This window comes from Microbacterium sp. SYP-A9085, from assembly GCF_009649635.1.
Lineage (GTDB): Bacteria > Actinomycetota > Actinomycetes > Actinomycetales > Microbacteriaceae > Microbacterium.
In genome coordinates, this window is record NZ_WJII01000007.1 from 36,695 (window position 1) to 58,041 (window position 21,347).

Here is a 21,347-nt window from a genome sequence, read left to right on the forward strand (position 1 = left end):
TGAGCGCGTGCCCCTGCAGCTGCGTGTCACGGTCGTGGTCCCGTGCCGTGACGACGCGGATTTCCTCGAGCCGTGTCTCCGGGCGCTGCGCGCGCAGACGCACGCTCCGGATCGCATCGTCGTCGTCGACAACGCGAGCGCGGATGCCACCGCCGACGTCGCGCGACGCCACGGCGCCGACGTCGTGGTCGAGCCGATGGTCGGCGTCTGGCCGGCCGCTGCCCGCGGCTACGACGAGGCCCTGGGCACCGCCGACGTCATCGCGCGGGTGGATGCCGACTCGCGCCCGCATCCCGACTGGATCGCCCGGATCGTCCGCGCCTTCGTCGAGGACGCGCAGCTTGGCGTGCTCACCGGGGGAGCGGAGTTCTACGACGGCGGACGCCTCGCCAATTACTTCGGCACGCGCTGGTACATCGGCGGCGGCACGTACTGGATCGGGAAGATCACCGGCGTCCCGCTCGTGTTCGGATCGAACTTCGCCATGCGCGCCTCGGTGTGGGAGCGCGTGCGCGAGCGCGTCGACCGGACCAACCCCGGCATCCATGACGATCTCGACCTCACGATCCGGCTGCGACCCTCGGACGGCGTCCGCTACGACCCCCAGCTGCGGATGCCGATATCGGCGCGTCCGTTCGCGACGCCGTTCTCGCTCGGACAGCGGCTGTGGAAGGTGATACCGACGTTCGCGGTCAGCTGGCCGGAAGGCGCGCCGTGGCACCGGCGACCGGGGAATCGGGACGGCGCGGCTGCTTCCGACGAGGGCTGGGACGGCGGGGAGAGCGGCGCGCTCTTCCGGGATGCCTAAGATGAGAACTCGCTCAGACTCGGGCGCGCCCGAGGCGGCTTATATCGTAAGCCGGGCGGTGTGCTTCGCCGAATTTCCCGGGTCGCAAGGCGTCGTTACGACATCGTTATCCGAAAAACATTTGACGGTTAAGATGAGAAGGGCCTAATGTTCAACGTCAGGGCGCTGGACTTGGGGAGCAGTACCCGACGCTATGTTCGACCGTGCTCGCGTGCGTTCTTCGCGGAGACGGCGGGCGCAAGACCGACACCAACTGGGAGCACTTCATGCGTACTATCCACAACATCATCGAGGCCGACAGGGCCCGCAAGGAAGACGGCGAGGCCGGCTTCTCACTCATCGAACTCATCATCGTCGTCGTGATCCTCGGCATCCTCGCCGCCATCGCTATCCCGATCTTCCTGGGCGTTCAGCAGAACGCGCGGAACGAGTCCCTCAAGTCCATCGCCGGTGCGGCGGCGTCTGCCGTGGCCGGTGATCTCTCCGGCTCGTCACCGGCCAGTGTCGGCGGCGCCGCGGTCCCCGCGAGCATCTACAAGGCCGACACCAACGTGACGGTGACCATCTCCAGCCCCGCTTCGGGAACGCCCACGCTCGATGACTTCTGCGTCACGGCAAGCGCGGTTAGTGGCGGCAGCTTCGACGGCGCTACTGCCGCGACATCGGGTCCCGGCTGCTAACAGGCCATACTTCCCGGGGCTGGCCAACCCGATCGCGCCGGCCCCGGGATGACCGAACACTCGCTTGTGGGGAGGGGGTGAGCGTCAATGCACGTCCACGAGAATCGTGACGAATCCGCAGCCGAAGGCGACGGTGTCGTCGGAGCGGTCATCGCCGCGCCCGTGCGGACGATCGTCGCGCTCGCTTCGCCTCTCTGTACGGAAGCCCATCGGGGCCAACAGAACACGGCGCTCGTCGAGACCGAAACGACGAGGGTGAGGACCTTCCAGAAGGAGCCCCACCGGCCTGACGACGATCGCAGCCAGGCGCGGATACACCGGGCCAGCCGCGATCGGCATGACACGGACATCGCTGATCGGTCCAGCCGATGCTCATGGGGACACTGCGTCGATGGGCGTGGCGGGAGGGGGAGAACCCGCCGCGCTCATCGGCCGGTACCGCTGCACCCATCGGGGAGAGGGGTGCAGCACAACGGGGCCGACACGGGCTTCTCCATCGTCGAGGTCATCATCGCGATGTTCCTGCTCGCGGTGATAGCGCTGGCCATCCTGCCGATGCTCATCCAAGGGGTGCGATCGAGCTCTCACGAGTCGGTGACCGCGACGGCGACTCGAGACGTCTACGGGTACGTGGAAAAGGCGCGCCAGAACGCGACGTGCTCAGGGCTCACGGGTCTGTCGGGCGCGCACCCCTACACCGACACCGCGGGGCGCACCCTCTTTACCACCACCGTGGCCGTGCCCAGCTGCACTATCACCACTGCCGTGCGAATAACGGTGACCGCGACCAGCCCGTCCGGGGCGCAACTCGCCGGTGCCGAAGCACTGGTGTTCGTCCCATGACCCGCTCATCCCGACCTGGCCCGGACGATGCCGGAATAACTCTCGTCGAACTCATCATCGGAATGTTCATCTCCACGATCATCGCCGGGATGACGGCGATGATCCTCATCAACAGCTGGCAGACGCAGGAGGAGGTCACGAGCGTGTCACAATCCACGAACACCGGCCAACTCGTGGCCTCGGTCATCGAGCGGGCAGTCCGCAACGCCGATTACATCGACGTCTCGGCCGACCAGTCGACGCTGCTCGTGCAGACCTCGCTGGGCGGGTCGCTCACGTGCCAGGGGTTCCACCTGACGACGAGCAATCTCCTCATGGCGATCCGCAGTACGCCGCTGGGTGATCCGACGCTCTGGCCGTCCTGGAAGGACGGCGTACAGCCGCAGGGCGCCACGCCCTTCCTCACCCGAACGGGGAACACCGTGTCTTACGCTTTCGACATGACCACGCAATCGGCCCCGGTGCACTTCACCGGCCGGGCGGCGCTGCGGTCGGTATCCACCGGGCAGGTGCGGTCATGCTGGTGATCCGCGATCGCATCGACCGTGCGCGCGGGAGTGACGAGTCCGGCGCCGTGCTGATTACGGCGCTCGTCGTCTTCCTCGTCGGCTTCATCATCTCGATCTCGATCGCAGGGACTGTCGTCTTCACTATCCGCGCGAATGCCACCAACGAGGGACGCGGTCAGGCGTTCATCGCCGCAGAATCCGGTCGTGATGCCGCGATGGCGGCGATCGCCGCGGGAGCCTGCACCGTGACCGGCAGCGGCACCGACCCCGCGTACACCTTCGCGCTGAAGTCCACACAGGGCGACCAGCCCACCTCGTTCACCGACGCGGGTCTCACGAGCACCTGCCCGACCGCAGACTCGCGTTTCATCGTGGTGGAGTCGACCGGCACCGCGCCCGACGGTGCGACGGCCACGGTCACGGCCACCTACCCGTGGCAGGTCTTCTATCCCGGTCAACCCGGTGGGACGATGGCCTACTTCGACGGCCAGTTCACGGCCACCCAGTCGTCGTACGCCGGCGACCTCGTCGTCCGGAGCGGGGACTACAACTGCAACAGCACGAGCACCATCTCCGGCGACCTCTGGCTGCCGACCGGCACTCTGTATCTGAGCGCCGACTGCACGATCGACGGGAGTGTGTACGCCCGCGACGGTGTGTACATCACGTCGGCGAAGGCCAAGGTCACCGGCAGCATCCTCGCCGGGGGGGTGGTATCGATCACCGGCAACAACACGACCATCGGCGGCGATGTCATCTCTAACTCCTCGATCACCATCAACAACAAGACGTCCGTCGGCGGCAACGTCAAGGCGGGAACCACGGCCGCCGTCACCGCAACGGTGGCCGGAACCGTCACACAAGGCCTCGGCACGCCCGCCGTGTTCGACCCCGACCTCGACCGCGTCTTCAAGATGACGAAGTGGCTCGATCTTCCGGTGGACCGCGCGACCTACGGCAGCAATGTGCAGTGGGTTCTCGGGCCGTGCAACGGCAGCAACATCATGAGCGCCGCGACGATGGCACTCACCGGCGGTGCGACGCGCGTCGGTGTCGATTACACGGCGTGCACCGGCCCGGTCACCGTGAAGCTCACCGGCGGCCCGGTGCAGCACGACGTCCTCTTCCTCGTGCCGCCGACGTCGAAGATGTCGATCGCCGTGACAGGCTCGCTCACATCCCTCACGATGCCTCAGCCGCAGTTGTTCTTCATCCACGGCGACGCCGTGCTCGGCAACCAGCAGCCCGACTGCGTGACAGGCTCGTCGACCGACGCACTCCAGCTGCCGTCGACGGTTCAGGCGCGCATGATGCTCTACACCGCGTGCGGCCTGGGCTCGACGAACGGCATGTCGTTCAACGGCCAGTTCTACGCGAACTACGACGGGAGCGCCCACTGGGTCCACCCCTCGTTCACGTGCCAGAACATGACGTGGGCGCCGATCCTCGGCCTCAGCTGCAAAGTAAAGGATGCCGCAGCCAACCAGCCGGCACCGCCGCCGCCCGTGCAGCAGCTAGGCCCCCTCGTCACCCAGCGGGAGCGGTGACATGACGGTTCCCGCAATGGCCTTCGTTCTCGTCTTCGCCGGGCTGCTGGGCCTTGTCATTGGCTCATTCCTGAACGTCGTCGTGTACCGGGTGCCCGCCGGCATTCCGCTGACCCGCGAGAGCCGCTGCCCCGGCTGCGACGCGCCCATCCGGCCCTGGCACAACGTGCCTGTTTTCTCCTGGGTCGCGCTGCGCGGGCGCTGCGCACGGTGCGGCGAGCCGATCTCGTCACGGTATCCGCTCGTCGAGCTGGCCACGGGTGTTGCGTTCGTCGGGATCGGGGGCTGGATCTTGGGAGCCACCGGCGCCTCGTCGGGCGTGGCCCCCGCGAGCGCCTGGCTGCCGACGACGCTGGAGCTTCTTGCGTTCCTGTACCTCGCCGCCATCAGCATCGCGCTGACCCTGATCGACCTCGACACCCACCGCTTGCCCAACGGCATTGTGCTGCCGAGCTACATCGTGGCTCTCGTCCTGCTGGGCGCGGCATCCCTCATCGCCTCGGACCTCGCCGCGCTCATCCGCGCGGGTGTCGGAATGGCCGTCTTGTACCTCTTCTATGGGGCCCTGCGGCTCATCCGCCCCGGCGGAATGGGTGGCGGCGATGTCAAGCTCGCTGGTGTTCTCGGGATCTACCTGGGATGGCTCGGCTGGGCGAGCCTGGTGGTTGGCGCGTTCGCCGCGTTCCTCCTGGGCGGCCTGTTCGGCGTCGCGCTGCTGCTCAGCCGCCGCGCGAGCCGCCGCACCGCGATCCCGTTCGGACCATGGATGCTCGCCGGCGCGTGGGTGGGCATCCTTGCCGGCCCCGCGCTCGGCGCTTGGTACCTGGGGATGCTGCATGGTTGATGCGAGGCGCTCCAGCGCCGGAAAGGACGTGTGAGATGGCGAAGACTATCGTCGGCGTCGAGATCACCGAGGAGAGCGTACGGGCGGTCGAACTGACCCGCGGCGCCAACCCTCGCATCGTCGCGGCGGATGAGATCGCGCTGCCCCCGGATGCCGCCCGCGACTCGGAGGTGCTCGACCAGGATGCGGTTGCCCTTGCACTGCGTCAGCTGTGGAGTCGTGCCGGGATCAGCGCGCACAATGTGACGCTCGGGGTGGGCAGCCGCCGCATCCTCGTCCGCGAGCACTCCACGCAGGTGATGAGTCAACAGCTGCTCAAGCAGGCGCTGCCGTTCCAGGTTCAGGACCTTCTCCCGGTGCCGGTGAACCAGGCCGTGCTGGACTTCTACCCGATCTCGCAGGTGGAGGGAATGCTCCACGGGCTGCTGGTGGCCGCCGTCTCGGAGACGATCGAAGACCTGATCGCGACGTTCACGAAGGCCAAGTTGCGCGTGGACGCCGTCGACCTGCTGCCGTTCGGCCTCGCCCGCGCCGCGAAGGTGCTCTCCGCGCCCGGCGAGTCGATGGCGATGGTGCACATCGGCGACCACACCAGCTACGTGGTGGTCACCGTCGACGGCATCCCTCAGTTCGTGCGCATCATCCCCGCCGAGATCGAGACGGCGGCCGTCCGCAACCGAGCGCAGGCCGTCGCCGAGGCGGAGGCGGTCCTGGAGACAGTGCCCCCGGAGCCCCCGCAGCTGCACGGCCGAGCCGCGCTGCGAGCGGCGTCCGCATCCAGCGTGGCGATCGCCGACCTCGCCGGTCGCATCGAGAACACGCTGGCGTTCCACACGAACCGCCCCGGCGGTGGACCCATCCAGACGGTGCGCATCTGCGGCGCCGGTGTCGCCGTTCCCGGCGTCGTCGAGGCGCTCGAGTCCGCAATCCCCGTACAGGTCTCGCCGGTCACTGCCGAAGAGGTGGTCCGCTCGCGGTCGATCGAACTCGGCACGGCCGACCTCGCCCTCAATCTCGTCGGCACCGCCGGACTCGCGCTCGAGGGGGGACGCTGATGGCCTTCTCCCGCGGCACAGCGCTGGCCGGATACGGCCTCGTGCCTCGCGTCAACCTCCTTCCGCGCAGCGAGACCGAGCGCCGAGATCGCCTGGTTCTCGTGCGGTGGTGGCTCATCGGCGTCGTCATGGCCGTCGTCCTGGTTGTGCTCGTCTCCGCCGGTGCGTACGTGATCAACGTCTTCGCGAGTCAGCGCCTCGCGGCTGAAAATGCCCGCACAACGGACCTCACCACCCAGCTGTCCGGCCTCTCCGACGTCAGCAAGCTCCAAGGCGTGCAGCGCGATCTTGAGGCGTATCGGACGGAGGCGATGGGGGCGGACATCGCCTGGGTGCCTGTCTTCGACGCACTTGGAGGGCTTGTGCCGAAGGACGCCGACATCACAGGATGGGACTTCGTCACCGGCGCCCTGCCTGCCGCCGATGCCGCCGCGGCCGGTGTGACCGGAACGCTCATGTTCACCAGCACCCGGCCGGTCGACATCGTTGAGACGGTACGCGGGATCCGCGCCGCGGAGGGAGTGATCGACGCCGACGGTGCGGAAATGACAGGTGCCAGTGCCGCCGACGGCAATGACGCGTTGTACACGTACAAGATCACGGTCGAACTTGACCAGACCGTCTACACCGGTCTGTACGCCAAGAAGGGGAACTGATGTCGCTTCCCAAGCAACTCATCAACCTGATCGGTGTCGTGGTCGTCCTCGCGGTCGTGGTCATCGGGGTCGTCGTCGTCGCTTTGCCGCTGTATACGCAGTCGCTCGCCACCGATGGAGAGACCGTGCATGTCGCGCAGACCAACAGCGTGTACGACATTCAGGTGCAAGGACTGCAGGCTGCCAAGAAGAAGCTCCCGCAGACCCAGCAAGAGGTCGCCCAGCTGCGTACCCAGATCAGCGTGCCCAACCACCTCGATGACGTGTTCGAGATTGCGATCAAGGCCGCGACCGCCACGAAGTCCACGATCACGGCGATGACCGCGGCCGAGGTCGAACCTTTCGTCGCTCGGACGACGGTTGGAGATGACGGTAAGGCGGCGGCACCCAAGCCGACCCCGGTGGCAACGCCTGCACCGGCGGCTACCGACAAGTCGTCGTCCGATGCCGCCGCAACCGATGGTGCGGCCGCGGCGGCGCCCCCCGCTACATCCACGGCCGATGGCCGCTCCGAGGCGCCTTTCTCGATCAAGGTCGACGTCCCTTCGCCCGCTGCCGCGGCTCAGTTCTTGGACGACCTCCGCAAAGGGCCACGGCTGATCGCGATCACACACTCCACGCTGACGGGGACCCCCGCATCCGGTGATACCGACGGGTCATACACGCTCACCGTCGACGCCCTGGCCTTCATCCACACCGCTGATTGAGGAATTCGATGTTCGAGATCGTCCCACCACTCGACCGCCTGCTGAAGGTCGCCGCCGACGCCCGTGCATCGGACGTGCACCTCACCGCTGATCAGCCGGCGCTGATGCGCGTCGACGGCGACCTCGTGCGGATACCCGACTTCCCCGACCCGCTGACGATGGACTGGCTGGAGCCGGCGCTCTCCCGCATCATGCCGCGCGACCGGTTCGCCGAGTTCACGCAGTCCGGCGAAGTCGACCTTTCGTACTCCGTCGCCGACGTCGGCCGGTTCCGGGTCAACGTGTATCGCCAGCTCGGCGCGGTCGCCGTGGCGCTGCGTCTCATCCCGACCACGGTGTTCTCGCTGGACGCGCTCGGCGCGCCGCCGATCATCCGTGAGTTCGCCCTCAAGCCCCGCGGACTGGTGCTGGTCACCGGACCGACAGGATCGGGAAAGTCGACGACACTGACGGCGATGGTCGATATCATCAACTCGTCGCTGCCGGCGCACGTGATCACGGTCGAGGACCCTATCGAGTTCCAGCACACCAGCCGCACTGCGCTTATCCATCAGCGCGAGATCGGCGCGGACACCGCGTCGTTCTCTGAGGCTCTGCGCCGCGTGCTTCGTCAGGACCCGGACGTGATCCTCGTCGGGGAGCTCCGCGACCCCGAGTCGATCTCCACGGCCCTGTCGGCGGCCGAGACCGGACACCTGGTCCTGTCCACGCTGCACACGCAGGGCGCGGCCAAGAGCATCAACCGCATCGTCGACGCCTTCCCGTCGCACCAGCAGGACCAGGTGCGCTCCCAGCTGGGCGACACCCTGCAGGGCATCATCAGCCAGACGCTGCTGCCGCGTGCGCAGACCACAGGGCGCACTATCGCCACCGAGGTGCTCGTGAACACGCCCGCGGTCGCCAACATGATCCGGGAGGGGCAGATCGCGCAGTTGTACTCTGCGCTCCAGGCCGGTTCGGGAATCGGCATGCACACCCTCGACCAGGACCTCAAACGCCTCGTCGAGGACGGCACCATTTCTCATCAGGTCGCAAAAGCGTATGCGGTCGACCCGTCGACGCTCGACGGCGTGCGCGTCCGCCCGCGCGACTTCGACGCCGAGGCCTGGACGAGCCACTCCGACAGCTGGCAGCTCGCGCGAGGACAGTGACATGGCGCTGATTCAGGAGTTCGTGTACCGGGCGGTGGATCCCGCCGGTGGCGGCATCGTCAAGGGCACCCTCGAGGCGCCCAGCGAGTCGGTCGTCGTCGGCAAGCTGCGGGCCCAGGGCCTGACGCCCCTCGACGTCTCGCCGGTGTCGAAGACCGGCCTGAACCGTGAGATATCGATTCCGGGCTTCCATCGCAAGATCAAGGCCGACACGCTTGCCGTGTTCACAAAACAGATGGCGGGCTTGATCAACGCCGGTCTGCCGCTGATGCGGACTCTCGGCATCCTCGTCGAGCAGGCGGAGGACAAGCGGCTGCAGTCGGCCATGGTCGCCGTGCAGGCCGATGTCGAATCCGGCGTGTCGTTCTCCGCGGCGCTCGCCCGCCAGCCCGAAGTCTTTCCGCCGCTCATGATCAGCCTCGTGCGCGTCGGCGAGACCGGCGGCTTCCTCGGTGACGCGCTGAACTCGGTCGCCGAGACGTATGCCAAGGAAGCGGATCTGCACAACAAGATCAAGGCGGCCACGACCTACCCGATGGTCGTCCTCGTGATCGCGATCCTCGGCGTGATCGCGATGGTCACTTTCGTCGTCCCAGTATTCGAGGGAATGTTCTCCGGCATCGGCAAGTCCCTGCCGTTGCCCACCCAGATCCTCGTGGTCACGTCCCACAACATGGTGTGGATCCTGCCGGTGCTCATCGTCGTCGTGGTCGGTGGATCCATCTGGTGGAGAGCGAAGAAGGACAGCGAGGCCGTGCGCCGCCGCGTCGACCCGATAAAGCTCAAGCTGCCGGTGTTCGGACCGCTGGCGACGAAGATCGCCGTCGCGCGGTTCTCACGCAGCCTCGCGATGATGCTCAACGCAGGCGTCCCGCTGCTGAGCGCCCTGTCGATCGTCGGGCAGGCGGCGAACAACTGGAAGATCGAGCAGGCCGTCGCCGACATCCAGGAATCCGTCCGCGCGGGAAAGTCGTTCGCCGGCCCGCTCGCGAAAGCAGAGGTGTTCCCCCCGATGGTCGCGCAGATGGTGGCGGTGGGGGAGGAATCCGGCACGCTCGCCGAGATGCTCGCGAGCATCGCCGACTTCTACGAGAACGAGGTCGACACCGCCGCCGCCCAGCTCACCTCGACGATCGAGCCCGTGCTCATCGTCGGCATCGGCATCATCATCGGGGGCATGGTGGTTTCACTGTACCTGCCGATCTTCACGCTGTACTCCGACCTCAGCAAGGCCCCCTGAGCCGCGCCGCACTTCGCCTCGCGGCGCGCAGCTTCGCGTCCGCCGCACATCGGCGCAGCATCCGCCCTCTCAGACGCTGACGCGGAGGACTTCCTCGATCGTGGTCAGGCCCTGCGTGACCTTGCTCCAGCCGTCGTCGCGCAACGGCACCATGCCCTGCTCGATCGCTACCTGACGCATCACACTGCCGGTGGCGTGCGTCGTGACCAGCGCCTGCAGCTCGTCCGACATCGTCATCACCTCGTGCAGCGCGATCCGCCCGCGGTACCCGGTCCCCGAGCACGACGGGCAGCCGCCGGTGCGGAACAGCTGCGGCGGGTCGTTCGGCTCGTGCGGGAAGTGCAGCTGGCGCAGCGTCTCCGCGTTCTCCGTGTACGGGATCTTGCAGTGCGTGCAGAGCTTGCGCGCGAGGCGCTGTGCGACGACGGCCTGCAGCGCGGTCGCCACCAGGAACGGCTCGCAGCCGATCTCGGTCATGCGCGTGATGGCGCTGGGCGCGTCGTTCGTGTGCAGCGTCGACAGCAGCAGGTGCCCGGTGAGGGCGGCCTCGATGGCTATCGTCGCGGTCTCGTTGTCGCGGATCTCGCCGACCAGCACGACGTCGGGGTCGGCGCGCAGGATGGACCGGAGCGCGGCCTGGAACGTCATCCCGGCCCGCTGGTTCACCTGCACCTGGTTGATGCCCGCCATCCGGAACTCGACCGGGTCCTCGACCGTGATCACGTTCACCCGCGGGTTCGCCACGGTGCGCAGCGCCGTGTACAGCGTCGTCGACTTGCCCGAGCCGGTCGGGCCGGTCACCAGCACCATGCCGTGTGGGCGCGTGATCGCCGCGGTGAACCGGGTCTCGTTGCTGACCGAGAACTCGAGGTCGCTCATCGCGAGCGCCTGACCGGTGGTGTCCAGGATCCGGAGCACGATCTTCTCGCCCCACACCGTGGGCAGGGTCGCGACGCGCAGGTCGATCTGGCGGCCCTCGTGCCGGACGGACAGGCGGCCGTCCTGCGGCTTCCGGCGCTCGGCGATGTCGATCGACGACATGATCTTCAGTCGTGAGATCACGCCGTCCTGGATGGCGCGGTCGGCGCGCTGCATCTCGTGCAGAACGCCGTCGATGCGGAACCGCACGGTCAGGTGATGCTCACCGGGTTCGACGTGGATGTCGCTGGCACGGTCGTTGATCGCCTGGGCGATCAGCAGGTTCACGAACCGGATGATCGGAGTGTCGTCGCCGTCGTCGAGCGACTCGGTGAACGCCGCCGCCGACGCCGGCGTGATGCCCTCGCCGATCTGCACCGACAGGTCGCTGAGCTCCTCGTCCGAGCGCAGGTACCGCTCGAACGCCTGCTGCAGCGCGTCCATGGCCACCACCACCGGCTCGATGAGCGTGTCGGCGACGCTGGTGACGTCGTCGATGGCTATCAGATCCGTGGGGTCCAGCATCCCGACGATAAGCCGGTTGCGCAGCCGCTGCAGCGGGATCAGCTGGTACCGCCGGCACAGCGCGCCCGGCACTATAGCGACAGTGTCCGGATCGAGCGTTGCTCCCGTCAGGTCCACGAATCGATGATTCGTGTGCAGCGCTATGGCCTCGGCGATCTGCCGGTCGTTGACAAGACGCGACTCCAGCAGCTTTTCGCGCAGGTCGTCGTCGTCTCCTACATCGCGTAACAGCGCAGACATCTCGGCGGCGTCCACCGCACCGGTCTGCACAAGCGTCTGCGCAAGATCTCTCATTGCCGTTCCCCATTCCCCGTCGCCCATCCTATCGATCGGCGCCGACGACGGGTAGGGGGCCGCATCTCGGCGCCGCCCCCGCCTAGGGTGGGCACGTGCGCGACGTCATCCGCAGGATCACAGCCTGGGCCCTGGCCCGAAAGCCCGTCCGGGCGTTCCTCCTGTACAGCGAGCACCGCGGGCCGATGCTCGCGGACGCCATCACCTACCGTGCGCTGTTCAGCATCTTCGCGTCGGTGCTGCTCGGCTTCACGAGCGTCGCGGCCTGGCTCGCCGGCGACCCGGTCTCGATGGACCGGCTCGCCCAGGCGGTGAACGCCGTGGTCCCGGGCCTGGTGGGCAACGGCGGGCTCATCGACCCCGCGCAGATCACCGCGCCCACCGGCCTGACGATCGCCGGGATCATCGCGGTGGTCGGCCTCGTGCTCGCCGCCCTCGGCGCCATCACGTCGACGCGCACGGCCCTGCGCACTCTCGCCGACGAGACCCACGACGACGTCTTCTTCGTGTGGGTGCTGCTGCGCAACCTCGGCCTCGCCCTCGCCCTGGCCGTCGGCATCGTGGCATCCGCCGCCGCGACGTTCCTCGTGACCGCCCTCAGCGACCTCGTCCGGTCATGGATCGGGGCCGGGTCCGCCGGCGTGGCCGCGGTCGCGACGCAGGCGGCCGCCATCGTCATCGTCTTCGTCCTGGATGCCCTCGTCGTGGTGCTCGTGTTCATCGTCCTGTCGGGGGTGAAGGCGTCGGCGCGGGCGGTGATCCCCGGCGCGTTGATCGGTGCGGCGGGGCTCACCGTGCTGCAGCAGCTGTCGTCGCTGTTCGTGCGTGGCGCGACATCCAACCCGCTGCTCGCGTCGTTCGCGTCCCTGATCGCGCTGCTGCTGTGGGTGAACCTGTCGGCGCAGGTGCTCCTGATCGCGTCGGCGTACATCGTCGTCGGCGTCCGCGAGCAGGGCGACCGGGTGCGCGCCCGGCACGGCGCGTCGACGATCCAGCAGCGCCGCGTGCAGCGGGCCGAGGATGCCGTGCGGGTCGCCGTCGACGAGCTCGAGCGCGCCCGCAAGGCCGAGCGCGGCGACTGACTCAGGCGGCCTGCGTCGCCTGCACCTGGTCGTGGATGGCCGCCAGGGTCGCCGCCACGGCCGGGTTGCGCGGCCCCTCGTCGCGCACCACCGCCCAGTACGACAGCGGGTGGGCGTAGGCGTCGGGCAGCACGACCGTGAGCCGCCCGTCGGGATCGGCGAGGAAGTCGGGCAGCACGCCGATCCCCGCGCCCGCCGCGGTCGCCTCCACGTGGGCGAACACGCTCGTGGACCTGATCGACGGAGGAGAGGGTGGCAGGCCCTGCACGGCGCGGTCCAGGTCGTCCACCTGCAGCGACGACTCGACGTAATAGATGAGCGGATGCCGCGCCAGGTCGTCGACGGTCTGCGGCGCTCCGCGGTGCGCGAGGTACGCCGGCGTCGCGTACAGCCGCAGCGCGTAGTCGCACACGGGCACCGCCGCCGCGCGGTTCACCTGCGGACGTCCCACGACGATCTCCAGGTCGACGCCGGAGCGGTTCTGACGCACCCGCTGCGTGGCGGCGAGCAGTTCCACGGCGAGTCCCGGATGCGCGTGCTGCAGCCGCGTCATCGCCGGCACCAGGAACCCCGACGTGAAAGCCTCGGGCGCCGCTATCCGCACCATCCCCTGCACCGGGTCGCCGCCGGTGTCCTCGCCGAGGTCGCGCAGGGACGCCTCGATCCGCTCGGCGGCGGCCATCGCCCGCCGTCCGAGCTCCGTGATCTCCCACCCGCCGCTCGTGCGCACGAGTGTGCGTCCGCCCATCGCGTCCTCGAGGGCGGACAGCCGCCGCGACACCGTCGAGTGGTTGACGCCGAGCACCTCGGCCGCTGCCGTGTAGCGGCCGAGCCGGGCGACGGCGAGGAGAGTCAGCAGATCGTCCGGCTGCGGATCACGTGCCATCGAGCCAGTGTGCATCGGTGCACACGAAGCGTGCAACTTTGCCACCGCTTCGTGCATTGATCTGCAGTGTGTTTCGTGCTTATCCTGGCCGGGATGCGGCATCCCTCAGCGGGTGCGCACCGGACACCTACGAGGAGGCAGGATGTCGACGATCGCGTGGATCGGACTCGGGCACATGGGCGCGCCCATGAGCGGGAACCTGGTGGCCGCAGGCCACACCGTGCGCGGGTTCGACATCGCGCAGGCCAGCGTCGCCGCCGCCGCCGAGCGGGGCGTGACCCCGGTGGGCTCGATCGCCGAGGCGCTGGAGGGCGCGGACGCCTGTTTCACGTCGCTGCCGATGCCGCAGCACGTGCGCGGCGTCTACGACGGCCCCGACGGCATCTGGGCGCACGCGTCCGCGGACACACTGCTGATGGACACGTCGACCGTCGACGTGGAGACCTCCCGGTGGTGCCACACGGAGTCCGCCGCCCGCGGATTCCGCTTCGTGGACACCCCCGTCTCCGGCGGCACCGCCGGCGCCGAGGCGCACACTCTCACGTTCATGCTCGGCGGGCAGGCCGACGACGTCGAGCGTGCCCGCGGCTTCGTCCAGTCGATGGCCGGATCGGTGATAGCCTGCGGCGGCGATGGCGCCGGGATCGCCGCGAAGCTCGTGAACAACATGATGCTGTTCGTGTCGATGATGGGCGTCGCGGAGGGCTCGCAGCTCGCCGAGCAGCTGGGCCTTGACGCCACCGTGTTCTGGAACGTCGCGAACGTCTCCTCCGGCGGCTCGTGGCCGCAGCGCACGTGGTACCCGGTGCCGGGCGTCGTGGACACGTCGCCCGCCAACCACGGATTCGACGCGACATTCTCGGTCGACCTCGCACACAAGGACTGCGCACTCGCCGTGCAGGCCGGGACGGCGACGGGCGTGCACCTGCCCGCCGCGACCCTCGCGCTGTCGCAGCTGGACCAGCTCATCGAGGAGGGGCTGGGCGGCAAGGACTGCACCCTGGTCACGAAGTTCGCCTCTCCCGACGGCACGCTCCGCGGCTGGACTCCCTGACGCCGGCCGCGGGCCCGCGCGACGGCGGGCCCGGCGAAGCCCCGGCATCCACACCCACCCCACAAGGACGATCATGACCACCACCATCGAGACCACTCTCACCCAGATCCCGCACATCATCGGCGACCGCCGCATCGACCCGGGCGAGCGCCGCGGCGCCGTCTACAACCCGTCGAAGGGCGTGCAGACCGGCGAGGTCGGCCTCGCCTCGGCCGCCCTCGTCGCCGAGGCCGCCCGCACGGCCGCGACAGCGCAGAAGGCGTGGCGCGACGTCGGGCTCGTCAAGCGGACCCAGATGATGTTCCGGCTGCGCGAGATCATCACCGCGCGCGCGGACGACCTGGCCCGCATCATCACCGCCGAGCACGGCAAGACCGTCCCGGACGCGCGCGGCGAGGTGGCGCGGGGCCTGGAGAACGTCGAGTTCTGCACGGGCCTCATGCACCACCTCAAGGGCGAGTACTCCGAGCAGATTGCGACGGGCCTGGACGTGCACCAGGTGCGCCAGCCCCTCGGCGTGGTCGCCTGCATCACCCCGTTCAACTTCCCCGCAATGCTGCCGCTGTGGATGGTGCCGACCGCCATCGCCGCCGGCAACGCCGTGATCCTCAAGCCCAGCGAGCGCGACCCCTCCGCCGCCGTGTGGCTGGCCGACGCGTTCCGCGAGGCGGGCTTCCCCGACGGCGTGCTGAACGTCGTGCACGGCGACAAGGAGGCCGTCGACGCCATCCTCGCCGACCCGATCATCAAGGCCGTGTCGTTCGTCGGATCCACCCCGATAGCGAAGTACATCTACACCGAGGCCGCCGCGCACGGCAAGCGCGTGCAGGCCCTGGGCGGCGCGAAGAACCACATGGTGGTCATGCCCGACGCGGACCTGGATGCCGCGGCCGACGCGGCCGTGTCGGCGGGCTTCGGCTCCGCCGGCGAGCGCTGCATGGCCATCTCGGCCGTGGTCGCGGTGGGCGGCGTCGGCGATGCGCTGGTCGCGAAGGTGGCCGAGCGCATGAAGGACCTGCGGATCGGGGACGGGTTCGACCCGGAGAACGAGATCGGCCCGCTGATCACGGACGCCGCGCGGCAGCGCGTGCGCGGCTTCGTGGACGGCGCGGAAGGCGAGGGCGCACGCCTGGTCGTGGACGGGCGCGAGCAGCGCTTCGACTCCGACGGGTTCTTCCTCGGCGCGTCCCTCGTCGACGAGGTCACGCCCGGTATGCGCGTGTACGACGAAGAGGTCTTCGGGCCGGTGCTGTCGGTGCTGCGCGTGGACACGTACGACGAGGCCGTGCAGATGATCAACGAGAACCCGTTCGGCAACGGCACCGCCATCTTCACCCGCGACGGCAAGACCGCCCGTCAGTTCGAGTACGACATCCAGGTGGGGATGGTCGGCGTCAACGTGCCGATCCCCGTCCCGGTCGGTTCGTTCTCGTTCGGCGGCTGGAAGAACTCGCTGTTCGGCGACACGCACATGTACGGGTCCGAGGCGTTCAACTTCTACACCCGCCGCAAGGTCGTCACGTCGCGCTGGCCGGAGCCCAGCGAGAGCCAGATAAGCCTCGGGTTCCCCACGCACTGAGCCGGATCGCCCCTCGTTCCGGGGCCGGAATGGATCCCGGAACGGGGGTGCTGCCCACTACGCTGTGGTCATGGCCATCGCACGCCTTTCCGGCGGCCCGCTCGACGGGCAGATCATCCCGCTCGACGCGGGCGTCACCGACACCCTCATCATGCCGTACGGGGAGGGGCAGCTCATCTACCGCCGGCAGGGCGAGGACCAGAACACCGGCGCCCACGACGGGCCCACCGCGGCGCGTTTCCTGTACATCGAGGCCACCGAGGACATCGACCCCGACCCCGACGGCCGGGACGAGTGACCGACGCCGGATCGCACTCCGTCGAGATCGAGCGCAAGTACGACGTCGACGAGGCGACGGCGCTTCCGGACCTGTCCGCACTGCCGGGCGTGGTCGATGTCGGCGCCGCCGAGCCGCGCGCGCTCGACGCCCGGTACCGGGACACCGCCGACCTGGCCCTCGCCCGCGCCCGCGTCGCCGTGCGCCGGCGCAGCGGGGGACCGGACGAAGGCTGGCATGTGAAGGCGTCCGCCGCCGACGGCAAGCACGAATGGCACTGGCCGCTCGGCGACGACCCGGACGAGGACGTCCCCGCCCCGGTCGCCGGGATCCTCGCCCAGTGGGCGGTCGGCCCGTTCCTGCCGCTGGCCCGCATCCGCAACTCCCGCGTCGCATACACGCTGCGGGATGCCGGCGGTGGCGTGATCGCGGAGTTCGTCGACGACCACGTCCGGGCGCGGAACGAGCGCACCGGCGCCGAGTCGGCCTGGCGGGAATGGGAGATCGAGCTGGGGCCGGCCGCCCCGGCCGACCACGCGGCATTCTTCTCCGCCGCCGACGCTCTCGTGGCCGCCGCGGGCGGCCGGGTCGCGGCATCCGATTCGAAGCTCGCCCGCGCGCTCTCGGCCTGAGGTCCGCAGCAGCGCCGGAGACGCAGCGACGCCGCCCTCGGCTTCGTGCAGGGCGGCGTCGTTGTGTTCCCGGAATCCGGGAGACTGACGGTCAGTCTAGAGGTTGATCATGTGTCCGGCCAGCCCGTGGAAGCCCTCCTGCAGCGCCTCGGACAGCGTCGGGTGCGTGTGCACGTTGCGGGCGGCCTCCAGCGCCGTGAGATCCCACTTCTGCGCCAGCGTCAGCTCGGGCAGAAGCTCGGACACATCCGGGCCGATAAGGTGGCCGCCGAGCAGCTCGAGGTGCTCGCCGTCGGCGATCAGCTTGACGAAGCCGACCGGCTCGCCCAGGCCGTTGGCCTTGCCGTTCGCGGAGAACGGGAACTTCGCGACCTTGACGTCGTAGCCGGCGTCGCGCGCCTGCTGCTCGGTGAGGCCGAACGAAGCCACCTGCGGGCTGCAGAACGTCGCGCGCGGCATCATCCGGTAGTCGCCGAGCGTCATCGTCTCGGCGCCGCCGATCGTCTCCGCCGCCACGACCGCCTGCGCTTCGGCCACGTGCGCGAGCTGCAGCTTGGCGGTCACATCGCCGATCGCGTAGATGTGCGGCACGTTCGTGCGCATGTGGTCGTCGATGTCGATGGCGCCGCGCTCGGTGAGCTTCACGCCGGTGGTCTCCAGGCCGAAGCCCTCGACGTTCGCGGCGAACCCGACCGACATCAGCACCTTGTCCGCCTCGATCGAGGTCTGCGTGCCGTCCTTGGGGGTGTACGTGACGGTGACTGAGGAGCCGGAGTCGGTGACGGTCTCCACCTTCGTGGACGTGAGGATGTCGATGCCGTAGCCCTTGTACTGCTTCGCGATCTCCTTGGAGACCTCGGCGTCCTCGTTGGGCAGCGCGCGGTCGAGGTACTCGATGATCGTGACGTCCACGCCGTAGTTGCGCATCACGAACCCGAACTCCATACCGATCGCACCGGCACCGACGATGACGATCGAGCCGGGCAGGTCGCGGGTGAGGATCTGCTCCTCGTACGTGACGATGTTGCCGCCGATGCTCACGCCCGGAAGCGTGCGCACGGTCGACCCGGTGGCGATGATCGCGTTGTCGAACGTGACCTGCTCGGTCGAGCCGTCGGCCTTGGTCACGGTGATGGCGTTCGGGCCCGTGAACGACCCGCGCCCCTCGAACTCGGTGACCTTGTTCTTCTTCATCAGGTAGTGGATGCCCTTGACGTGCGTCTCCGCGACCTTGCGGCTGCGGTCCCACGCGACGCCGTAGTCGAAGTGCACGTCGCCGGAGATGCCGAAAAGCTCGGCCTTGTGCAGCACCTGGTGGGCGAGGTCGGCGTTCTTCAGGAGCGCCTTCGAGGGGATGCAGCCGACGTTGAGACAGACGCCGCCCCAGTACTTCTCTTCGATGACCGCGACGGAAAGTCCCAGCTGTGCACTGCGCACGGCCGCGACATACCCGCCGGGGCCGGCACCGAGGATGACGACGTCAAAATGTGGCATGCCTCAAGCCTACTGGTCGTCCGTGCGTCGCGAACGAGTGGCCAGCAGGTACCCGCCGCCGGCCGCGACCACGACGAGGACGACCCCGCCGATCACCCACGGCAGGACGGATCCGCCGCCGGAATCGGGGGTCGCGGGCGCCGCTGCGGCCGCGCAGGAGGGGGATGCCGCCGGGCCGTCGCCCACGGTGAACGAGAACTCGCCGGACACCGGGTGGCCGTCGCGGGAGACGACCCGCCACTGCACGGTGACCGGGCCGGTCGCGGGCTGCGTGATCCGCTGGGTGACGACGTTGTCCGCGATGGTGGCGTCGCCTGCATCGATCGGGCGGCAGGAGGAATCGAGGATGCGGACCTGATTCGCCTCGCCGCCGGCATCCATCACCAGATCGCTGAACGTGAGCGTCACCTCGTCGGGCACGGTGGCCACGACAGCACCGTCCTTCGGGCTCGTGGACAGGAGCTGGTCGTGGGCGGACGCGGGACCGGCGACGCCGAGGACGGCGAGGGCGGCCAGCGCGAGGGCAGCGACGGCAACGGACGATCTCACGGCCCGGAGCCTACCCTCCGCGCCTGTGCGCGAGAGGTCGAGCGGGGGATCCGAGTGGACACCGGGCGTCCCCGTTCAATAGGGTCGAACCTCGATGCTCCTCATCGCTGAGGGCATCGAATCGGTTAGTCTGGGGGGAAAGGGGAGGACAACCGTGGACGAGCACCGCCGACCCGTGTCCGGCGACATCCGTCGCGGCGCAGGGGGGTCCGCGCGCGAGCACGCGTCGCACGACGCGACGCAGACGTTCGGTCACGACTCCGACCTGTCGTTCGTGCCGTTCGGCAGCGACCTGTCCAGCACCGAGCTCAACGCGATCGACGCGCTGCCCTCGGGGTCGGCGCTGCTGATCGTCCGGTCCGGCCCGACGGCCGGGGCCCGGTACCTGCTGGACAGCGATGTCAGCACCGTGGGCCGGCACCCCGAGGCCGACATCTTCTTTGACGACGTCACGGTCTCCCGCCGGCACGCGGAGGTCACCCGCGAGGGCAGCCAGTTCGAGATCGTCGACCAGCGCTCCCTGAATGGGACCTACGTGAACGGCGAACGCGTGGACCGCGCGGCGCTCACGAACGGCGCCGAGGTGCGCATCGGAAAGTTCCGGCTCAACTTCTTCGTCTCTCCTGCCGACCTCACCGGGTCAGCGGGAAGCTGATGGCCACCGCTTCCGCCCCCCGCCGCACCGGAGCGAGCGGGGGAGTGCTGAGCATCGGTCAGGTGCTCGCCCGGCTCAGCCCGGAGTTCCCCGCGCTCACCGCCAGCAAGCTGCGCTTCCTCGAGGTGCAGGGACTCGTCACCCCGCGGCGCACCGAGTCCGGCTACCGCAAGTTCACGCCCGACGATATCGAGCGGCTGCGCCTGGTGCTGACCCTGCAGCGCGACCACTACATGCCGCACTCGCGGATCCGTGAGTACCTCGCCGACGTGGACGCCGGCCGCGATCCGGCGTCGCCGGCGGCCGTGCCGCCCTCGATCACGCCCACCCCGCGCCGGTACCGTCGTGCCGAGCTGCTGTCGGCGGCCGGCGCCGGACCCCAGCTGCTGAACGACGCCATCAGCACCGGTCTGATCGTCGCGGCGGAGAGCTACACCGAGCAGGTCCTCGGCGTGCTGCGCGCGCTCGTGGCGCTCGAGCGGCACGGGATCGAGCCGCGGCACATGCGCACGCTCCGCCAGTCGGCAGAGCGCGAGGTCGCGCTGATCGAGTCGGCGCTGGCACCGCTGCTGCGGCGCACCGACGCGTCCTCCCGCGGACGCGCCGGCGAGCTCGCGCCGGAGATAGCGGCGCGGATCGGCGAGGTGCGCTCGCATTTCGTGCGGGCGGCGCTGGACCGCCTCGTGCGGTGACCGTGCGACACGCCGCGCGCGTGGTGCGGATGTCGTTGCCGCAGGCGCATTGCTCATCTAGCGTGGGGGTATCCGATGGGTTCGGCGAAGGGGGATGTCGATGACGGCCGAGGACACGGCCGGCGACCGGTTCGCCGTTGACCTTCTTTTCACGGACGGCCTGCCCGTCATGGACGACGAGGTCGGCTATCGCGGCGCCGTGGCGGCGCGCGCTGCCGGCATCACGTACCGGCAGCTGGACTACTGGGCCCGCACCGAGCTCGTCGAGCCGACCGTGCGCGGCGCGACCGGGTCCGGATCGCAGCGGCTGTACGGCTTCCGCGACATCCTCGTCCTCAAGCTCGTGAAGCGACTGCTGGACACCGGCATCTCACTGCAGCAGATCCGCACCGCCGTCGAGCAGCTGCGCGCCGCCGGCATCCGGGACCTCGCCGGCACCACGCTCATGAGCGACGGCGCCTCCGTGTACCTGTGCACGTCCAGCGACGAGGTCATCGACCTCGTCAGCCGTGGCCAGGGCGTGTTCGGGATAGCGGTGGGCAAGGTCCTGACCGAGGTCGAGTCGACCCTGCTGGACTTCGACCCGCAGAAGCCCGACCCGGTCGACGAGCTCGCGGCCCGGCGCGCCAAGCGCACCGCGTAGCACCCGCGGCCGTCTGTTCTCCCCTCT

General features: G+C 69.1%; 24 protein-coding genes. 19 read left to right on the forward strand and 5 right to left on the reverse strand.

The features are described 5' to 3' along the window. The first annotated feature begins 7 nt into the window (after window positions 1–7). The gene (locus GH740_RS12830; protein WP_367641565.1) at window positions 8–808 is read left to right on the forward strand and encodes a glycosyltransferase family 2 protein; all 801 of its coding nucleotides are present in this window, start codon (window positions 8–10) and stop codon (window positions 806–808) included. Between the two features lie 266 nt (window positions 809–1,074). Next, the gene (locus tag GH740_RS14235) at window positions 1,075–1,488 is read left to right on the forward strand and encodes a type IV pilin protein (protein WP_153746505.1); all 414 of its coding nucleotides are present in this window, start codon (window positions 1,075–1,077) and stop codon (window positions 1,486–1,488) included. 84 nt (window positions 1,489–1,572) lie between these two features. Here the strand turns inward: GH740_RS14235 and GH740_RS13915 are convergent, their stop codons facing one another. Further along, window positions 1,573–1,827 (reverse strand): hypothetical protein, encoded by a 255-nt coding sequence (locus GH740_RS13915; protein ID WP_172978378.1) that lies wholly within the window; start codon window positions 1,825–1,827, stop codon window positions 1,573–1,575. A 123-nt stretch (window positions 1,828–1,950) separates the two neighbouring features. On the opposite strand from GH740_RS13915, the gene GH740_RS13920 reads away from it, so the two are divergent. From GH740_RS13920 to GH740_RS12880, 9 genes are read left to right on the forward strand one after another with little or no spacing between them, the layout of a single operon-like run. Then, window positions 1,951–2,331 (forward strand): prepilin-type N-terminal cleavage/methylation domain-containing protein, encoded by a 381-nt coding sequence (locus GH740_RS13920; RefSeq protein ID WP_172978379.1) that lies wholly within the window; start codon window positions 1,951–1,953, stop codon window positions 2,329–2,331. After that, window positions 2,328–2,858 carry a PilW family protein gene (locus tag GH740_RS12845; RefSeq protein WP_153746507.1) on the forward strand — a complete coding sequence of 177 codons (531 nt, stop codon included), beginning with the start codon at window positions 2,328–2,330 and terminating at the stop codon, window positions 2,856–2,858. The genes GH740_RS13920 and GH740_RS12845 overlap by 4 nt, the downstream gene beginning before the upstream one ends. Next, entirely contained in the window at window positions 2,849–4,387 is a 1,539-nt protein-coding gene (locus GH740_RS12850; RefSeq protein ID WP_153746508.1) for a polymer-forming cytoskeletal protein, read from the forward strand. The genes GH740_RS12845 and GH740_RS12850 overlap by 10 nt, the downstream gene beginning before the upstream one ends. 1 nt (window position 4,388) lies before the next feature. Continuing rightward, entirely contained in the window at window positions 4,389–5,231 is an 843-nt protein-coding gene (locus GH740_RS12855; protein WP_253941417.1) for an A24 family peptidase, read from the forward strand. Window positions 5,232–5,266: 35 nt separating this feature from the next. Then, window positions 5,267–6,286, forward strand: coding sequence for a type IV pilus biogenesis protein PilM (gene pilM, locus GH740_RS12860; RefSeq protein WP_172978380.1), 1,020 nt, complete (start codon window positions 5,267–5,269; stop codon window positions 6,284–6,286). Continuing rightward, window positions 6,286–6,942: a hypothetical protein gene (locus GH740_RS12865; protein WP_153746510.1), complete on the forward strand. Its 657-nt coding sequence runs from the start codon at window positions 6,286–6,288 to the stop codon at window positions 6,940–6,942. The genes pilM and GH740_RS12865 overlap by 1 nt, the downstream gene beginning before the upstream one ends. Next, the gene (locus tag GH740_RS12870; RefSeq protein ID WP_153746511.1) at window positions 6,942–7,649 is read left to right on the forward strand and encodes a hypothetical protein; all 708 of its coding nucleotides are present in this window, start codon (window positions 6,942–6,944) and stop codon (window positions 7,647–7,649) included. Before GH740_RS12865 ends, GH740_RS12870 begins: the two co-directional genes overlap by 1 nt. An 8-nt stretch (window positions 7,650–7,657) precedes the next feature. Then, entirely contained in the window at window positions 7,658–8,800 is a 1,143-nt protein-coding gene (locus GH740_RS12875; RefSeq protein WP_153746512.1) for a type IV pilus twitching motility protein PilT, read from the forward strand. A gap of 1 nt (window position 8,801) precedes the next feature. Continuing rightward, the gene (locus GH740_RS12880) at window positions 8,802–10,040 is read left to right on the forward strand and encodes a type II secretion system F family protein (protein WP_153746513.1); all 1,239 of its coding nucleotides are present in this window, start codon (window positions 8,802–8,804) and stop codon (window positions 10,038–10,040) included. Between the two features lie 69 nt (window positions 10,041–10,109). Here the strand turns inward: GH740_RS12880 and GH740_RS12885 are convergent, their stop codons facing one another. After that, window positions 10,110–11,777 (reverse strand): GspE/PulE family protein, encoded by a 1,668-nt coding sequence (locus tag GH740_RS12885; RefSeq protein WP_153746514.1) that lies wholly within the window; start codon window positions 11,775–11,777, stop codon window positions 10,110–10,112. Window positions 11,778–11,872: 95 nt separating this feature from the next. Here GH740_RS12885 and GH740_RS12890 point away from each other — a divergent pair, with 95 nt between their 5' ends. Beyond that, the gene (locus GH740_RS12890; protein WP_367641566.1) at window positions 11,873–12,859 is read left to right on the forward strand and encodes a YihY/virulence factor BrkB family protein; all 987 of its coding nucleotides are present in this window, start codon (window positions 11,873–11,875) and stop codon (window positions 12,857–12,859) included. 1 nt (window position 12,860) lies between these two features. On the opposite strand, the gene GH740_RS12895 is transcribed toward GH740_RS12890, so the two are convergent. Then, entirely contained in the window at window positions 12,861–13,745 is an 885-nt protein-coding gene (locus GH740_RS12895) for a LysR family transcriptional regulator (protein ID WP_253941418.1), read from the reverse strand. 142 nt (window positions 13,746–13,887) lie between these two features. Between GH740_RS12895 and GH740_RS12900 the strand changes: the two genes are divergently transcribed. The 4 genes from GH740_RS12900 (at window position 13,888) to GH740_RS12915 (ending at window position 17,287) form a co-directional block, all read left to right on the forward strand. Further along, a complete protein-coding gene (locus tag GH740_RS12900) occupies window positions 13,888–14,799 on the forward strand; it encodes an NAD(P)-dependent oxidoreductase (protein ID WP_153746515.1) in 912 nt (303 codons plus the stop codon). 73 nt (window positions 14,800–14,872) lie between these two features. Beyond that, on the forward strand, window positions 14,873–16,378 hold the full coding sequence (locus tag GH740_RS12905; protein WP_153746516.1) for a CoA-acylating methylmalonate-semialdehyde dehydrogenase: 1,506 nt from the start codon (window positions 14,873–14,875) through the stop codon (window positions 16,376–16,378). A 70-nt stretch (window positions 16,379–16,448) separates the two neighbouring features. After that, a complete protein-coding gene (locus GH740_RS12910) occupies window positions 16,449–16,676 on the forward strand; it encodes a response regulator (RefSeq protein WP_153746517.1) in 228 nt (75 codons plus the stop codon). Continuing rightward, window positions 16,673–17,287, forward strand: a complete 615-nt coding sequence (locus GH740_RS12915; RefSeq protein WP_367641567.1) for a CYTH domain-containing protein — start codon at window positions 16,673–16,675, stop codon at window positions 17,285–17,287. The genes GH740_RS12910 and GH740_RS12915 overlap by 4 nt, the downstream gene beginning before the upstream one ends. A 96-nt stretch (window positions 17,288–17,383) precedes the next feature. Here the strand turns inward: GH740_RS12915 and lpdA are convergent, their stop codons facing one another. After that, a complete protein-coding gene (gene lpdA, locus GH740_RS12920) occupies window positions 17,384–18,781 on the reverse strand; it encodes a dihydrolipoyl dehydrogenase (RefSeq protein ID WP_153746518.1) in 1,398 nt (465 codons plus the stop codon). A gap of 9 nt (window positions 18,782–18,790) precedes the next feature. Next, complete coding sequence (locus GH740_RS12925) at window positions 18,791–19,330, reverse strand: copper resistance CopC family protein (RefSeq protein WP_153746519.1); 540 nt, start codon at window positions 19,328–19,330, stop codon at window positions 18,791–18,793. 154 nt (window positions 19,331–19,484) lie between these two features. Between GH740_RS12925 and GH740_RS12930 the strand changes: the two genes are divergently transcribed. From GH740_RS12930 to GH740_RS12940, 3 genes are all read left to right on the forward strand, one after another. Next, window positions 19,485–19,985 carry an FHA domain-containing protein gene (locus GH740_RS12930; protein ID WP_367641568.1) on the forward strand — a complete coding sequence of 167 codons (501 nt, stop codon included), beginning with the start codon at window positions 19,485–19,487 and terminating at the stop codon, window positions 19,983–19,985. Further along, a complete protein-coding gene (locus GH740_RS12935) occupies window positions 19,985–20,677 on the forward strand; it encodes a MerR family transcriptional regulator (RefSeq protein WP_153746521.1) in 693 nt (230 codons plus the stop codon). The genes GH740_RS12930 and GH740_RS12935 overlap by 1 nt, the downstream gene beginning before the upstream one ends. 100 nt (window positions 20,678–20,777) lie before the next feature. Further along, window positions 20,778–21,320, forward strand: coding sequence for a MerR family transcriptional regulator (locus GH740_RS12940; protein ID WP_153746522.1), 543 nt, complete (start codon window positions 20,778–20,780; stop codon window positions 21,318–21,320). The last annotated feature ends 27 nt before the right edge of the window (window positions 21,321–21,347 follow it).

Bases quoted from the DNA above. Each gene is read 5' to 3' on its own strand.
- GH740_RS14235 (WP_153746505.1), top strand. From the start codon at position 1,075: ATGCGTACTATCCACAACATCATCGAGGCCGACAGGGCCCGCAAGGAA.
- GH740_RS13915 (WP_172978378.1), bottom strand. From the start codon at position 1,827: ATGCCGATCGCGGCTGGCCCGGTGTATCCGCGCCTGGCTGCGATCGTC.
- GH740_RS12845 (WP_153746507.1), top strand. From the start codon at position 2,328: ATGACCCGCTCATCCCGACCTGGCCCGGACGATGCCGGAATAACTCTC.
- GH740_RS12850 (WP_153746508.1), top strand. From the start codon at position 2,849: ATGCTGGTGATCCGCGATCGCATCGACCGTGCGCGCGGGAGTGACGAG.
- GH740_RS12855 (WP_253941417.1), top strand. From the start codon at position 4,389: ATGACGGTTCCCGCAATGGCCTTCGTTCTCGTCTTCGCCGGGCTGCTG.
- pilM (WP_172978380.1), top strand. From the start codon at position 5,267: ATGGCGAAGACTATCGTCGGCGTCGAGATCACCGAGGAGAGCGTACGG.
- GH740_RS12865 (WP_153746510.1), top strand. From the start codon at position 6,286: ATGGCCTTCTCCCGCGGCACAGCGCTGGCCGGATACGGCCTCGTGCCT.
- GH740_RS12870 (WP_153746511.1), top strand. From the start codon at position 6,942: ATGTCGCTTCCCAAGCAACTCATCAACCTGATCGGTGTCGTGGTCGTC.
- GH740_RS12875 (WP_153746512.1), top strand. From the start codon at position 7,658: ATGTTCGAGATCGTCCCACCACTCGACCGCCTGCTGAAGGTCGCCGCC.
- GH740_RS12880 (WP_153746513.1), top strand. From the start codon at position 8,802: ATGGCGCTGATTCAGGAGTTCGTGTACCGGGCGGTGGATCCCGCCGGT.
- GH740_RS12885 (WP_153746514.1), bottom strand. From the start codon at position 11,777: ATGAGAGATCTTGCGCAGACGCTTGTGCAGACCGGTGCGGTGGACGCC.
- GH740_RS12895 (WP_253941418.1), bottom strand. From the start codon at position 13,745: ATGGCACGTGATCCGCAGCCGGACGATCTGCTGACTCTCCTCGCCGTC.
- GH740_RS12900 (WP_153746515.1), top strand. From the start codon at position 13,888: ATGTCGACGATCGCGTGGATCGGACTCGGGCACATGGGCGCGCCCATG.
- GH740_RS12905 (WP_153746516.1), top strand. From the start codon at position 14,873: ATGACCACCACCATCGAGACCACTCTCACCCAGATCCCGCACATCATC.
- GH740_RS12910 (WP_153746517.1), top strand. From the start codon at position 16,449: ATGGCCATCGCACGCCTTTCCGGCGGCCCGCTCGACGGGCAGATCATC.
- lpdA (WP_153746518.1), bottom strand. From the start codon at position 18,781: ATGCCACATTTTGACGTCGTCATCCTCGGTGCCGGCCCCGGCGGGTAT.
- GH740_RS12935 (WP_153746521.1), top strand. From the start codon at position 19,985: ATGGCCACCGCTTCCGCCCCCCGCCGCACCGGAGCGAGCGGGGGAGTG.
- GH740_RS12940 (WP_153746522.1), top strand. From the start codon at position 20,778: ATGACGGCCGAGGACACGGCCGGCGACCGGTTCGCCGTTGACCTTCTT.